Here is a 14,163-nt window from a genome sequence, read left to right on the forward strand (position 1 = left end):
CCATTGCGGAACGGTCCTTGCTGTTCCGGAACGGAACGTGCCTTGGCGCTGATCGAGGCGTCCCACTCCTCGAGAAGGACGGTGTCACCGCACCATGTTGACGAATGGTCCCAGCAGCTCCAGGGCTTCCTCCCACCGGAAACGATCCGCCGCTCCGCCAACCCTCGGCCGGTGCGGCTCGCACGAACCGATCAGGACGCCCATCCCCTGCAGACGGTCCAGGCTCTGCTGATAGGCAGGGTGGGCGGCCTGGGCTGAGTTCAGGTAGGGCAGTGCCACGGTCGGGATGCCCATGCCGTACGCCTCGCACAGGATGCCCAAGGCGAGGGTGTCGGAGATCCCGGCGGCCCACTTGTTGATCGTGTTGAAGGTGGCGGGAGCCACGGCGATCGCGTCCGCCGGGGGCAGTGGGCGCGGGTCTCCCGGTGAACGCCAGGCGGAACGGATCGGGTAGCCGGTCTGTACCTCGATCGCCTTGTTGTCGATGAAGCCCAGCCCCTGCGGTGTGGCGATGACGCCGACATCCCAGTTCGCCTCCTGGGCGGCCGTGATCAGCTTGCCGACGTCACCGGCGACACCGCTCGCGCACACGACGACGTACAGGAAGGGCTTCTTGTCCGAGGCGGTCGGTTCGGTCACGCGGGGACTCCCAGTTGGCGGCTGAAGCGGTGCAGTTCCGGCAGGGTACGTCGGCGGTCGCGGGCTGCCATATCCGCGACCAGGTTGCGGACATCAGGACGGCGGATGTCCTGGGCAGCGCAGGTCTCGGCGATACGCAGGGCGTGGTAGCCGTCAGCCAGGCGGCCCTGCTGACTGTAGGCGCGGGCCGCCTCGACCATAGTGCGGCCCGGCGCTCGGGGACCGGGATGTGCCGGCGCATAAGGGGCCGGGCCGCCTGAAGGGCGAGGCCGGCGTCGCCGAAAGCCACCAGAGCACTCAGCTCATGCAGGGCGACGTTGGTCGGGCTGAAGGTGGCCCAGGCGTCGGGCCGGTCGAGAGTGACGCATCGCGAGACTTCTTTCGCCTCGGTGAGGAATTCCTTCGTGGCCGCGCAATCACCGCGGCTGCTGGCCGCGGTCACACCGCGCAGGAGCAACAGTCCAACGGCGGCACTTACTTGCCGCATGGCCCGGGCAGTGGTCTCAAGACGCCTTTCTGGTAGACGATCTCCAGGCCGCCCGTGAGGAGTTGGGCTGACTGACGGCCCCCTTCCGCTCATGGGCGAGCGGGCGGCTCGGCATTGTTGACGGCGACGATCAGATAAGGGTCGATCTGTGCCCAGAGGGCGTCGCCCTCGCGTTGCACCGCTCCGTCGAATCCCAGTCTGCGCAGACGCTCCCAAGCCGCTGGGGCATCGTCGATGGCAACCCGGAGTTGCACGCCCGGAACGCCCGTAGCGTCTTCTCTGGTGTGCACCTGCCTGATTACGAGGTTCTCGTAGGAGACCCAGTCGCTTCCGCGGCGGTGCGCGCTCAACCCGAGGGCGGACAGGGCCGCCGTCACGCGGCCGATGTCGGCGACGGGCAGGTAGGCACCTTGAAGCCGGATCTGGTTCGGTGGCCATCGGTGCTCGCCGGCCGGCGCCGCCTCGGTACGAGGGGCTTCGTAGACACCTTCCGCTTCCGCCCGCTGGATCCCGCGGATGAAGAAAAGGTTCTGACCATCTGTGGTGACCAGATGAGTACGTCGCGCCGTCCAGTTCCCGGACGTTAGGGTGCCTGCTGCGACCACACGTGCTTCGCGTCGGTCCGGGAGCGTCAGACCGGCTCGGGTGTCGGCCTTGTCGAGCTCCTCGATGAACCGCGACCGAGCTTCGCCAGCCGCGTCACGAGAAGGCAGGGATAGGGTCGGAGACACAGGACTAAGCAGACTCTCGGCCAGCGTGACGAGCAAGGCCGCATCCTGAACAGTTCGCCCTAACGAGCCCATCCATTCCTGGCCCAGACCTGCGCCGAGCAGGCTGGCGGCCATGGATGCCAGCGTGTCCGTGTCCGCGCCCTCCTGGCGCGCGGGTACACCGATGCCACGCTCCGGGCTGGCGGCCGAACGGGCCGCGAGGTAAATGGCTGCGACCGCGCACAACGTCCCCGAACCACGCGTCTTCGGCCGAGTGAGGCCGTGTTGTTCGAGAAAGGCGGAGGGCGCACTCAGCGCACCGCTGTCCAGCGAGGACCGTGCGCTATTGAGAAGATCCTCCACCTCCTGTACGGCATCGTCCCAGCCCGGCTCGTAGCCGCCGGGGAACGCTTTCGCAGCGGCATCCAACCAGTTCCGGTCCAGCCCTTGCCATACCGGTTCCCGCCAGTCCTTCAGACCGTCCAGTGTTGCTTCGACGAGCCAGCCGTAAGCCAATGGCGCGGGTTGTCGCAAGCTGGTCCACAGGGCGTACGCATGCACCAAGGCACCCAGCAGGGCCCGCGGGTGCCCGTGTGTCGTCGCGGCGTCACGAACCACGTCGGCGGCCAGGTCGCCGAAGGAACCCTCGCGGTGGACTATGACGTGCGGCGCGATGCGCATGGCCGCGCCGTTGGCCCCCGTACTGAAGTACTTCTCCTGGTCGCCGGCTCTCTTGCCCCAGGCCGATTCATGCTTCTCCCAGGCGCGGCAGGCACGCTTGACGCTGGCTCCGGCACCACGTTCGTAGTCGAGGAGGAAGGGCCACTCGACTCGTTGCAACCAGGTGAGCCAGTCGTCTCCTGCTGTGAGGCGAGCACGAGCCACGGCGATGAGCATCTGGGTGTCGTCGCTGTACTCGCCTGGCCCGATGTCCTCAAGGATCGGACGGAATCGGCTGCTGGCCATCCGCTGCCAGGCGAAGAATCGGCCCGAGACCTGGCTGAGTGGCGGAAGTGAGCGTGTCCGGTCCCGCCGCTCGTAAGGCCAGCCCATGGCGTCCCCGACGGCTGCCCCGAGGAGCATGCCACAGGCTCTGTCGGTCCATGGGTGAAGCTCAGCGTTCACGTGTTCACTCTGCCAGAGTTGTTCGGGGGATGTACGGGCTCTCCGGCGGTCGTTTCCCAGAGCGCACCGAGCGGCTCAGGACGTATTTGTCGAAGAGCAAGGGTGCGACAACCAGAGGTGGAAGCAGAGCCGCCATGCCGAACTGAGCATGTCTGAAGTGCTCCAGTTCGGCCTGCTCCTCGTCCCGGACGATGACGGAGCGAACGGCGGACAGGGGGATAGTTCCAGGTATCTGTACCTCTGCCTGGTCGTCAGTGGGCCACCAGGACGGATGCCCATGTTCTCGCCGCAGGGCCACCTTGCCGGTCACCGTGGACGCGAACATGGCGTTGAAGCCGTCGACACCAGGTCGGGCGCCGGCGCTCCTGTCCCGTGCGGAGTTGTAGGGGCAGAACCGCGCGCCGGAAGTAGCGAGCAGGTCAGCGTCCAGTGTGAGAACCACCCAGTCCTGGAAATGGCGGTCCCGGCTCGCCGCCTGGGCCAGGTACCAGGTGTTCGGATATTCCACGCTCAGGAAGGTGAACTCCAGTGCGCCGTCCAAGCGCTGGGTGTCGGCAGGCCGGAAGGCGTCGGCTGCCGTCTGCAGGGCGGCCACAGGACGTATCTGCCGGGTGTCGAGGATGTGGGACAGGTTGGTCGACTTGGTGAGATGACACAGACGGGTGATACCGCGGGCCTGGGCCTGTTCAAGGACGTCGCTCACGAGCCCACCCGCACATACAGGTCGGACATCTCATTCGGCAGCAGATCTGTCAGCTTGCTTGAGTGCAGCATGATGAGGTCCATGCGAGCCCGCGTGATGGCCACGTACAGCTGCCGGGCCTCACGCGCCTTGGCTTCGTCGAGGCCATGGGCCTCCACTTCACTCGGTTTCGGCAGCTCGTCCGCATCACAGAACGGAAGGATCACCGAATCGAACTCGAACCCCTTCGCCGCGGAGTAGGTCCCATAGAACACTCCTGGCTCGTCGGTCCAGCGTGCAAGATCACGGTGAAGGCGCCGAACGGGGACACGACCTCGGTCGAGGAGAGACCGGAGTTTGTCCTCGTGGTCCCGGGTACGCATGAGGATCGCTACCTGGCGGTCCACACCGAGCGCCAGGGCATTTCGCGCCGCCTGAACGAGCTGCTCTTCCTTGCCTGCAGTCTCCAGGACGGTGGGTTTCGGGCCGTCGGCCGCCGCTCCAGTCGGCTGGACCAGATCGACGTCATCCTTGAAGTGCGGCATGTCCGATAGAGACTGAGCGAGTTGGGCGACCTGACGACTGTTGCGATAGTTGTGGGCGAATTCCACGACATTTGACACATGAAGACCCAGGGAGCGCCATGACATTCGACTCCCGTAGATCTGCTGCGCGTAGTCCCCGAAGAAAGTCAGTGAACCGTCATCGGGAATTGCCGCCGCGAGGCTTCGAATCATCTCGGGCGTAAAGTCCTGACCCTCATCAACGACGACATGCCGGTAAAGCCGCTTGGTGGGGTCACCCTTGAGGGCGGCCAGGACAATCGACGCCATGTTTTCGAAGTCATACTCGTACCCGGCTTTGGCACGCAACAGTACGTACCGTTGGTAGACCTCGAAGACGACTTCGCGGTCAGGCTGTTGAAGTGGCCTGCCCCGGCCAACCCGGCGGGCGCGGCCTTCCACATACGTCTGCTGGTCGACTATGCCGTGCCCGACCATCCAATGCAGCTCGTCCAGGAAGAAATCGAGCGGGCGATGAACAACTGCCCGGGAGGTGTGGCGCTCACGCACCTCCGCCAGCGCCCGTTCAACCATCTGCTTCTTGGACTTGCATATGTGAACCGACGCTTTGGTGCGGTGAGCGAGATAACCACGTGCGAAGGTGTGGTAGGTCTCGATCTGCAGGTTCGGAGAAGCGGTGCCCATACCCCTGAGATAGGTAACGAGAGCCTTGTTGAAGGTGACCAACAGGGTACGGCCTCCGATACCGGGGGCCGTGGCCAAATAATGCGCCCGATGGACCGCCATCGTCGTCTTGCCGCTGCCCGCCGTGCCTAGAACTACGCAGTGACCGCGTTCGTTCAGGAAGACGACGTCCCGCTGGTGACCCTTCGGGTCAGGTAACGAAAGCCCCATCACGCCATTATGACGCGTCCATGGCCACTTGGTACAGGTGATCCACAATCTGTTCTCTCCAAATCGCCGCCCTCAACGAAGCCGCAGGACGCCCCTCTGCCGTAGTCCGTAGCCGCTGCGGTGGTGCGTAACGTAACTCGCACAGACTGCTGGCGGCCGCGCAACGCATCGGCACGAGCGCCGCGGGCCCCTGTCTAGACAGTCACCCCTAGGGCACGTCCAGGGCACATGAGCCCGGGAAACGGCGTTGACCCGTGAGAACTACCGAGAGGAGTCTCCGCAGGTCAACGCACACTTCACTGACAAACCCCAGGTCAGCGCCCTCCCACCCCCAATCGCTGCACGAGTGGCAGGACTTCAGCCACCGGCTGCATGAGGCGGGGCATCAGCCTTATTGCCTCGTCTGGCCCTGACCTGGGGTCTGACGGGGCTCGGAGGGGCCTTCGGACCTCGCCCTCTCGGTGTGCGGCGTTGGTTCACCGAGGTGCCGCCTACGCCCGTGTCGTCACTTGCGCGGGCTTCGTGAAGCGTTCCATACCGACGCGTCGCCAGCAGTGGACCGGGTCCGGCGGACGGCAGCTCGAAGTCCTCGGGGGGCGGCGGCCGGCACGATCATGGCGGCCCGGGTGGTCAGGCGGGTTCGGGGTGGGGGCTGGCGGGGGCCGGCCTCGGGGGCGTGGTCGTGCTCGCCAGCAGGCGCAGGGCCGCGTCGGACGGGGTGCCGGGTTCGGCCGTGTAGGTGATGAGGCGCTGGCCCGCCGGGCCGGGCAGGCACAGGTTCTCGAAGCTCAGGTGCAGCGCGCCGACCACCGGGTGGTGCAGGCACTTGCCGCCCGAGGTGCAGGTGCGGACCGGGTGCCGGGCCCAGAGGGCGGTGAACTCGTCGCTGTGTATGGAGAGCCCGCCGATCAGCTCGGCCAGGGCGCGGTCGTCGGGGTGGCGGCCCGACACCAGGCGCAGGGAGGCGACCGCGAGGTGGGCCTCCTCCTCGAGGTCGGCGTACAGGTTCCGGTACCGCTCGTCCAGGAACAGCATCCGTACCAGGTTGGGCCGGTCCGCCGCGGTGTGAGGGGCCTCGCGGGGCAGGTGGGCGGCGAGCAGCGCGTGGCCGAGCGGGTTCCAGGCGAGGACGTCGCCGCGCCGGTCGAGGATGAGCGCCGGTACGTCCGTCATGGCGGCGAGCAGCTGCCGGGCCGACGGGGTGGCGTGCTCGGCGCGGGATCCGCCGGGGCGGCGCCCGGTGACCGGGCGGGCCAGGTCCTTGAGGTGGGCGCTCTCGTCGTCGGTGAGCCGCAGGGTGCGGGCGATCGCCTCCAGCACGGAGTCGGAGACGCCGGCCGCGCGGCCCTGTTCGAGGCGGGTGTAGTGGGTGATGCTGACGCCCGCGAGCATGGCCAGTTCCTCGCGGCGCAGTCCGGCGACCCGGCGGCGGGCCGGCGCGGTCGCGATACCGACGTCCTCCGGCCGCAGCGCGCCACGGCGGGACCTGAGGAAGTCTCCCAGCTCGGACAGGGCGTCCATGTGTGCCTCCGGGTGTCGGGCGGTCGTGGTCCATCCTGCCCGCCGGGGCACGGCCGGGGGACATCCGTGGGTGGTCCTGTGATGACCACCCTCGCGACGGGTGGTCAGGAGGCGGTGCTGGCTGGGGCGGCCGGGGCGGACGAGTCTCGTACCGCGTGACTCCGCCCCGGCCGGGACGGACGAGCTCGTACCGCGCAACTCCGCCGCACAGAGGGGATCTCCTCGTCATGTCCGTCACCGTCGCACCGTCCGCGGGTACGCCCACTGCCCTCACCCCACGGCTCCGCCTGGTGCTCGTGCTGCTGCTCGCGGCCCAGTTCATGCTGGCCGTGGACTTCTCCATCCTGAACGTGGCCCTGCCGGTGATCGGCGCCGGCCTGGGCTTCTCCCTCGCCCACCTCCAGTGGATCGGCACGTCGTTCGCCCTGTGCGCCGCCGGGTTCACCCTGCTGTTCGGCCGGGTCGCCGACCTCTTCGGCCGCCGCAGGCTGTTCCTGGGTGGTCTCGTCGTCCTCGCAGCGGCCTCGCTGGCGGGCGGGTTGGCGCAGAGCCCCGGGGTGCTGATCGCGGCCCGGGTGTGCCAGGGGCTGGCCACCGCCGCGGTGACCCCCGCGGGGCTGTCGCTGCTGACGACGTCGTTCCCGGAGGGTCCGCTGCGGGAGAGGGCGCTCGGGCTCAACGGGGCGCTGATGTCGGCCGGTTTCACCACCGGGGCGGTCCTCGGCGGCCTGCTGACGGACCTGCTGTCGTGGCGCTGGGCGTTCTTCGTCAACGTGCCGGTCGCGCTCGCCGTCCTCCTCGTCGCGCCCGCGGTCGTCGCCGAGTCGCGGCCCGAGGAACGCCCGGAGCTGGACGTGCCGGGTGCGGTGACGGTCACGTTCGGGCTGCTCGCCGTCGTCCTCGGTCTGACACAGGCCGGCGAGCACGGGTGGGGCGCACCGGCCACGCTGATCCCCCTGGCGGCCGGGGCCGTCCTGCTGCTGGCGTTCCGGGCCGTCGAACGCCGGGTGCCCGCGCCCCTGGTGCCGATGGGCGTGCTCGGGAAGCGGTCGGTGGCATGGGGCAACGTCGTCGGGCTGGTCGCGTTCCTGACCGAGACGTCGCTGGTGTTCCTGCTGACCCTCTACCTGCAGCAGGTCCTCGGCTTCTCCCCGCTGGCCGCCGGGCTGTCGTTCGGTGTGCTGGGCGCGGGAACCGTCATCGGCGGGTCCGTCGCTCCCCGGGTGATCGGCCGGTTCGGCGCGCCCCGGGTGATCCTGGCCGGCGGTCTCGTGCAGGCTCTGTTCACGGCGGCCCTGCTCGGGCTCGGCACCGGCCACTCCTCGCTCTGGCTGCTCCTGGCGGCGACGTTCGCGGGCGGGGTGGGCAACATGCTGGTCATCGTCGGCTTCATGGTCACCGCCACGTCCGGGCTGGCCGACCACGAGCAGGGCCTGGCCACCGGCCTGGCGACGATGACCCAGCAGATCGGCATCACGATGGGCACCCCGGTGATGAGCGCCGTGGCCACCGCCGCGATGTCGGGTACGGGCGCGGTGGCGGTCCTCGGCGGGCTGCGGACCGCGATCGCGGTGAACGCGGCCGTCGCCCTCGCCGGCACGCTCACTGGCGGGCTCCTCCTGCGGCGCGGGACGCGGTGACCTGCCGGTCAGGCCGGCTGCGGCGCGGGACGCGGTGACCTGCCGGTCAGGCCGGCTGCGGTGCGGGACGCGGTGACCTGCCGATCAGGCCGGCTGCGGCGCGCGACGCGGTGACCTGCCGGTCAGGCCGGCTGCGGTGCGCGACACGGTGGCCTGCCGGTCAGGCCGGCTGGAGCACGTGCGCCAGTCCCGCCTCCTCGAACGCCCGCACCGCGTCGTCCCGGCTCTCGGTGAAGTGCGCCCAGCTGTCGCAGTGGGCCGCGACCACCCGGCGGCCCTGAAGGAGCTGGGCGGCGGTCGCGGTGCCCCTGCCGTCGAGTACGGCGGCCGACCGGTCAGCAGTACGGCGCCTGGCCGGTCAGCGACGCCGCCACCCGCGTCCACACCAAGAACTGCCGGTACAGCGCGGGCAGCCGGTCCGTCGCGCGGACCGTCCGCGCGTCGTCGGCCGTCACGCCGGGGATGCCGAGCAGGGTGGCGGCCACCGAGGTGGACTGCCAGCGGACGGTGAGCGTGGCCTCGGCCGTGGACGGCCCGGGGCGGGGCGGGGCCGCGGTCAGCGCCCCCGCGACGGTCTCCTCGATGGCCTTGCGGGCCTCCGCCTGGGGCCGCAGCTCGGCCGCGAACCGGTCGCGGGCGTACTTCACGGGCACGGTGGCGACCGACGCGTCCCACGCCGTCATCTCCGCGCACGCCGCGTCGTCACCCGTGAGGGCCACCACCGGCACCCCGAGGGCCGCCGCCGTGGCGTGGGCGAGGCCGATCTCGCCGACCGGGCGGCCGTCCAGCCACATGTCCTCGATCTCGTGCCCCATGAAGCTGTGACTGAGGACGCCCGGGGTGCCGGCCCGGGCGTGGTAGCCGACGCACAGCGCGGCGTCGTACTCCCCGGTCAGACCCTCCAGCATGCCGAGCCGCTTGGGCTTGCCGCGCACCAGCCGGGCCGCCGGGTGCAGGGCCTCGGGGAGCAGGTTGCGCATCGGTCCGTGGGCGTCGTTGACGAGGATGCCGGTGGCACCGGCCGCCAGCGCGCCCCGTACGGCGGCGTTCACATCCTCGGCCATCATGGAGCGGCCCCGCTCGTAGTCCCGGCCGCCCGGCTGGACGTCGTCGGCGTCGACGAGCCCGGTGATGCCTTCCATGTCCACGCTCAGGTAGATCAGCACGGCGTCGACCCTAACGCGCCCTACGTATTGTAGTTTCCCAACCGCCAGCGGCCACCGGGCTCTTCACACGTCTGTTCATCGGGGGATCCATGCAGGACATCACGGAAGCGGAGCCCGCCGGGGAGGTCTGTGTGCGCAGTCTCGCTCCGACGCTGACCGTTCTCGTCATCAGCCTCGCGATCGCCGCCGTCGGCGTGTACGAGCTGTGCGGCTTCGGCCTGCACAGCCTGGACCGGCGCCCGCACCTGTTCAGCGACGGCCTGGCGACCGGCGGGGTGATCGTCGCGACGGTGGCCGCCGGGGCGGCGGTGGGCAACCTGGCCTGGCTGCTGACGGCGGCCCGGCGCGGCGGCGGCGGCTGACGGCGGCCCGGTACGACGGCGGCGGCTGGGACGGCGGTCCGCGCGTCGGAACCGTCAGCCCCTGAACCCGCGGGCTCCCCTCCGGCCCATAAGTCCCGTAGCCCCGTAAGCGCTGAGAGCCCCGCAAGCCACCTGAGCCCGGGACCCCGTGTTGCCCCGTCGATCTCCCTGTCAGACCCCGCCCCCGCTCCGCGTGAACCCACCCCCGGCCGTGAAGCCGATGACGGCCCCGCCGCCCTCCCGCCGGAAGGCGAACGGTGCTCCCCCGTGTGCCGTCGCGACCTCACGCACGATGGACAGGCCGAGACCCGAACCCGGCAGGGAGCGCGCGTCGGCGGCGCGGTAGAAGCGGTCGAAGATGCGGACGAGGTCGCCCTCGGCGATCCCCGGCCCCCGGTCCCGCACCTCGACCCGGACCGTGCCCGGCCGCGCCGGCCCGGTGACGACGACCTCGATCGGCGCCCTGCCGCCCCGGTCGAACTTGGCCGCGTTCTCGACCAGGTTGGAGATGGCCCGCTGGAGCATCCCGGGCCGGCCGTCGGTCGTCGTGTCACCGCTGGCGTGCAGCAGGATGTCCCGGCCGGTACGGCGCCGGGCCAGGCCGACCACGTCCTCGGCCAGGTCGGCGAGGTCCACCCGCTGGGGCGGCTCGCCGTCGGACTGGCCGGCGGCGAGGTCGACCAGCTCGTTGACGAGGTCGGTGAGTTCGCGGGCCTCCTGGCCGAGGTCGGCGACCAGCTCCTCCCGCGCGTCGGGAGGCAGTTCGTCGATCCGCCGCAGCAGTGAGATGTTCGTCCGCAGCGAGGTGAGAGGGGTGCGCAGCTCGTGCCCGGCGTCCTGCACCAGGCGCCGCTGGTCCTCCTCGGACTGCGCGAGCCGCCCCAGCATGCGGTCGAAGGCCCGGCCGAGCCGTCCCACCTCGTCCAGACCGGCCACCGGCACCTGGATGCCGAGCTGGCGGGTGCGGGCCACGTCCTCGGCGGCCGAGGTGAGGATCACCAGGCGCCGGGTGATGCGCCGGGCCAGCCACCAGCCGAACAGCCCGGCCGCCACCACGACCGCCGCCATCAGGATCAGCGTCCGCTGCTGCAACGCCCGCAGCAGGTCCTCGGTGTCGCTGAACTCCTGCGCGACCTGGACCGCGCCCCGCCCGTCGCCGAGCGAGACGGTGGCGATGCGGAACAGGTCCTCGTCCACCCGTACGTCCTTGTGCTGGACCACTCTCCCGGCCGTCCGGGCGAGGGCCATGGCCCGGTCCCGGGAGGTGACCGGCAGCACCGGGTTGCCGTGGTCCATGATCTGCCCCCGATCGCCGAGCACCTGCACGTCGGTGCGGGCGGGGCGGACCAGGTCGTGCCCGGGGCGGGAGGAGGAGAAGTCCCCGGGGACCATTTCGTGCTGCCGCACCTCGTCCTGGACGTCCCGGACGACCTGCGTGAACACCGACTGCTGGTCGACGCGGACGAGCCGCGCGGCGGAGTTGTACGACAGGATGCCGACGAGGATCGTGACGGCGGCGGTGACGGCCGCGAAGGAGACCGCGAAGGTGGTGCGCAGGGAGACCAGCTTCGGCCGGGGCCGGGCCGGCAGCCGGAAGCGGCGTCCCACCTAGTCCTCCCGGAGCACGTAACCCACGCCGCGCACGGTGTGGATCAGCTGCGGGGAACCGGGCTCGTCCAGTTTGCGGCGCAGGTAGCCGACGTACACGGCGAGGTTCTTGGAGCCGGGACCGAAGTCGTACCCCCAGATCCGGTCGTAGATCGTGGAGTGGTCGAGCACGATGCCCGCGTTGCGCACGAGCAGTTCGAGCAGCTCGAACTCGGTGCGGGTCAGTTCCAGCTCGCGCCGGCCGCGCCAGGCCCGGCGGGCCTGGAGGTCCATGCGGAGGCCGGCGGCCTCCAGCTGCCGGTCGGAGGAGGCGGACGCCTCCCGTCCCGCGCCGTCCCGTCCGGCACCGTCCCGTCCGGCGCCTTCGCGTACGGCGCCTTCGGGAGTGCCGTCGGCGGTGGGCACCGGGCTGGTGCGGCGCAGCAGGGCGCGCAGCCGGGCGAAGACCTCCTCCACGTCGAACGGCTTGACCACGTAGTCGTCGGCGCCGGCGTCCAGGCCGGCGATGCGGTCGGCGGTCTCCACGAGGGCGGTCAGCATGAGGATCGGGGTGCGGTTGCCCTCCGTGCGCAGCACGCGGCAGACCTGGAGGCCGTCGATCCCGGGCATCATCACGTCGAGGACGAGGACGTCCGGCGGGTTCCGGTGGGCCTGGGCCAGCGCTTCCACGCCGTCGGCGACCGCCGTCACCTCGTACCCCTCCAGGGTCAGGGCCCGCTCCAGGGCGTGGCGGATGGCGCGGTCGTCTTCGGCGAGCAGCACAGTCGGGGGCACGCCCCCAGTCTGCCAAGGCCGCCGCCGGTTCAGCCGGGGGCGGCGGCCCCGCGATCACCCTTTTTACCGGCCTCTCACCGTCACAGCCGTTACCGCGTCCTGGCGCCACAGCCCGTTACCGGCGTCACAGCCGTTACCGGTGTCCCGGCGTCACATTCGACCGTCCCGTCCCGGAGGGGCGTCACATCGACCGTCCCGTCCCGGAGGTCCCGACCCTCCCGTCCCGATCCCGGCCGTCCCGGCCCTCCGAGGGGCCCGGCCGCCCCGGCCGCCCCCGGCCCCCCGGCCCCGCCGCGGTCAGGCGCTGAGCCGGGCGAGCTGGTCCGCGAAGGGGACGACCTCGAAACCGGCCGTGTCCGACCGCCCGGTCTCCTCCGCCCCACCCCGCCGGAACCCCGCGCGCTGCCGCCCGGGCCCCGCGGACAGGCCCGTCATCAGCGCCGCCAGTTCCCCCGCGGCCCGTTCGACCCGCTCCGGCAGCCCCTCGGCCCCCCAGTCCTCCGACGCCGCGTACACGCCGGTCGGCACGACCACGGCCCGCAGGTAGGCGAACAACGGCCTCAGCGCGTGGTCCAGCACCAGCGAGTGCCGGGCCGTACCGCCGGTCGCGCCGATCAGCACGGGCTTGCCGGCCAGCGCGTCCTTGTCCAGCACGTCGAAGAACGACTTGAACAGTCCGCTGTACGAGGCGCTGAACACCGGTGTGACGACGATCAGCCCGTCGGCCGCCGCCACCGCCTCCTGGGCGGCGGCGAGCCCCTTCCCGGCGAACCCGTTGGTGAAGGCGTGCGCGATCTCGACCGCGAGGTCCCGCAGTTCGACCACCTCGATGTCCGCCGGCGTGTGCCGGTCCACCGCGGCGGCCAGCCGGTCGGCCAGCAGCCGGGTGGAGGACGGCACGCTCAGTCCCGCGGAGACGACGACGAGCTTCATACGGTGGCAGCCTCCTTCGCGGCGAGCAGGGACTGGTGGGTCGGCGCCTCGGGCACGTCGGACGGGCGGCCCTTGGCGAACTCCTCGCGCAGCACCGGTACGACCTCCTCGCCGAGCATGTCGAGCTGCTCCAGCACGGTCTTCAGGGGCAGCCCGGCGTGGTCCATGAGGAACAGCTGGCGCTGGTAGTCACCGGCGTACTCGCGGAACGCCAGCGTCTTCTCGATCACCTGCTGCGGCGAGCCCACGGTCAGCGGCGTCTGCTCGGTGAAGTCCTCCAGCGAGGGGCCGTGGCCGTACACCGGCGCGTTGTCGAAGTACGGCCGGAACTCCCGCACCGCCTCCTGGGAGTTGCGCCGCATGAACACCTGACCGCCGAGGCCGACGATCGCCTGCTCCGGGGTGCCGTGCCCGTAGTGGGCGTAGCGGGTCCGGTAGAACTCGACCATCCGCCTGGTGTGGTCGGCGGGCCAGAAGATGTTGTTGTGGAAGAAGCCGTCCCCGTAGTAGGCGGCCTGCTCGGCGATCTCCGGGGAGCGGATGGAGCCGTGCCAGACGAACGGCGCCACGCCGTCCAGCGGGCGGGGTGTCGAGGTGAACCCCTGGAGCGGCGTGCGGAACTTGCCCTCCCAGTCGACGACGTCCTCGTGCCACAGCCGGCGCAGCAGGGCGTAGTTCTCGATGGCGAGGTCGATGCCGTCCCGGATGTCCTTGCCGAACCACGGGTACACCGGTCCGGTGTTGCCGCGGCCCGTCATCAGGTCGACGCGCCCGTCGGCCAGGTGCTGGAGCATCGCGAAGTCCTCCGCGATCTTCACCGGGTCGTTGGTGGTGATCAGGGTGGTGGAGGTGGAGAGGAGGAGCCGCTCCGTCCGCGCGGCTATGTAGCCGAGCATGGTGGTCGGGGACGAGGGCACGAACGGCGGGTTGTGGTGCTCGCCGGTCGCGAAGACGTCGAGCCCGACCTCCTCGGCCTTCAGCGCGATGGCGACCATGGCCTTGATCCGCTCGCGCTCGGTCGGGGTGCGCCCCGTGGTGGGGTCCGGCGTGACGTCGCCGACCGTGAAGATCCCGAACTGCATGGTCGCTCACCCTCCA

12 protein-coding genes and 1 pseudogene are annotated in these 14,163 nt (G+C 70.5%); 2 read left to right on the forward strand and 11 right to left on the reverse strand.

Annotated elements, in window-relative coordinates; translation table 11 throughout:
* Nucleotides 1-84: 84 nt before the first annotated feature.
* The 6 genes and pseudogenes from ACGFT1_RS13960 to ACGFT1_RS13985 form a co-directional block, all read right to left on the reverse strand.
* Complete coding sequence (locus ACGFT1_RS13960) at nucleotides 85-639, reverse strand: flavoprotein (protein WP_373909168.1); 555 nt, start codon at nucleotides 637-639, stop codon at nucleotides 85-87.
* Nucleotides 636-1,111 (reverse strand): annotated as a pseudogene (locus ACGFT1_RS13965) (transcriptional regulator); the annotation flags it as partial. The pseudogene ACGFT1_RS13965 and the gene ACGFT1_RS13960, both read right to left, overlap by 4 nt.
* A 104-nt stretch (nucleotides 1,112-1,215) precedes the next feature.
* Nucleotides 1,216-2,919, reverse strand: a complete 1,704-nt coding sequence (locus ACGFT1_RS13970; protein ID WP_373909237.1) for an ADP-ribosylglycohydrolase family protein — start codon at nucleotides 2,917-2,919, stop codon at nucleotides 1,216-1,218.
* Nucleotides 2,920-2,965: 46 nt separating this feature from the next.
* Nucleotides 2,966-3,664 (reverse strand): DarT ssDNA thymidine ADP-ribosyltransferase family protein, encoded by a 699-nt coding sequence (locus ACGFT1_RS13975; protein WP_373909169.1) that lies wholly within the window; start codon nucleotides 3,662-3,664, stop codon nucleotides 2,966-2,968.
* Nucleotides 3,661-5,061 carry a UvrD-helicase domain-containing protein gene (locus ACGFT1_RS13980; protein ID WP_373909170.1) on the reverse strand — a complete coding sequence of 467 codons (1,401 nt, stop codon included), beginning with the start codon at nucleotides 5,059-5,061 and terminating at the stop codon, nucleotides 3,661-3,663. The genes ACGFT1_RS13975 and ACGFT1_RS13980 overlap by 4 nt, the downstream gene beginning before the upstream one ends.
* 630 nt (nucleotides 5,062-5,691) lie before the next feature.
* On the reverse strand, nucleotides 5,692-6,582 hold the full coding sequence (locus ACGFT1_RS13985) for a helix-turn-helix transcriptional regulator (protein WP_373909171.1): 891 nt from the start codon (nucleotides 6,580-6,582) through the stop codon (nucleotides 5,692-5,694).
* 227 nt (nucleotides 6,583-6,809) lie between these two features.
* Between ACGFT1_RS13985 and ACGFT1_RS13990 the strand changes: the two genes are divergently transcribed.
* Nucleotides 6,810-8,222, forward strand: a complete 1,413-nt coding sequence (locus ACGFT1_RS13990; protein ID WP_373909172.1) for an MFS transporter — start codon at nucleotides 6,810-6,812, stop codon at nucleotides 8,220-8,222.
* 335 nt (nucleotides 8,223-8,557) lie between these two features.
* On the opposite strand, the gene ACGFT1_RS13995 is transcribed toward ACGFT1_RS13990, so the two are convergent.
* Complete coding sequence (locus ACGFT1_RS13995) at nucleotides 8,558-9,388, reverse strand: M55 family metallopeptidase (RefSeq protein WP_373909173.1); 831 nt, start codon at nucleotides 9,386-9,388, stop codon at nucleotides 8,558-8,560.
* A gap of 131 nt (nucleotides 9,389-9,519) precedes the next feature.
* Between ACGFT1_RS13995 and ACGFT1_RS14000 the strand changes: the two genes are divergently transcribed.
* Nucleotides 9,520-9,750: a hypothetical protein gene (locus tag ACGFT1_RS14000; protein WP_373909174.1), complete on the forward strand. Its 231-nt coding sequence runs from the start codon at nucleotides 9,520-9,522 to the stop codon at nucleotides 9,748-9,750.
* A 171-nt stretch (nucleotides 9,751-9,921) separates the two neighbouring features.
* Here ACGFT1_RS14000 and ACGFT1_RS14005 read toward each other — a convergent pair whose 3' ends face one another.
* The 4 genes from ACGFT1_RS14005 to ACGFT1_RS14020 all read right to left on the reverse strand — a co-directional run bounded on the left by ACGFT1_RS14005 (nucleotide 9,922) and on the right by ACGFT1_RS14020 (nucleotide 14,147).
* Nucleotides 9,922-11,358, reverse strand: a complete 1,437-nt coding sequence (locus ACGFT1_RS14005; RefSeq protein ID WP_373909175.1) for an ATP-binding protein — start codon at nucleotides 11,356-11,358, stop codon at nucleotides 9,922-9,924.
* Nucleotides 11,359-12,132: a response regulator transcription factor gene (locus ACGFT1_RS14010; protein WP_373909176.1), complete on the reverse strand. Its 774-nt coding sequence runs from the start codon at nucleotides 12,130-12,132 to the stop codon at nucleotides 11,359-11,361. It lies immediately after the preceding gene.
* A 297-nt stretch (nucleotides 12,133-12,429) separates the two neighbouring features.
* Complete coding sequence (locus tag ACGFT1_RS14015) at nucleotides 12,430-13,065, reverse strand: FMN reductase (protein WP_373909177.1); 636 nt, start codon at nucleotides 13,063-13,065, stop codon at nucleotides 12,430-12,432.
* Nucleotides 13,062-14,147 (reverse strand): LLM class flavin-dependent oxidoreductase, encoded by a 1,086-nt coding sequence (locus ACGFT1_RS14020; protein ID WP_373909178.1) that lies wholly within the window; start codon nucleotides 14,145-14,147, stop codon nucleotides 13,062-13,064. Before ACGFT1_RS14020 ends, ACGFT1_RS14015 begins: the two co-directional genes overlap by 4 nt.
* Between the last annotated feature and the right edge of the window lie 16 nt (nucleotides 14,148-14,163).

The sequence above is a fragment of the Streptomyces sp. Y20 genome, assembly GCF_043195475.1.
Classification (GTDB): Bacteria; Actinomycetota; Actinomycetes; order Streptomycetales; family Streptomycetaceae; genus Streptomyces.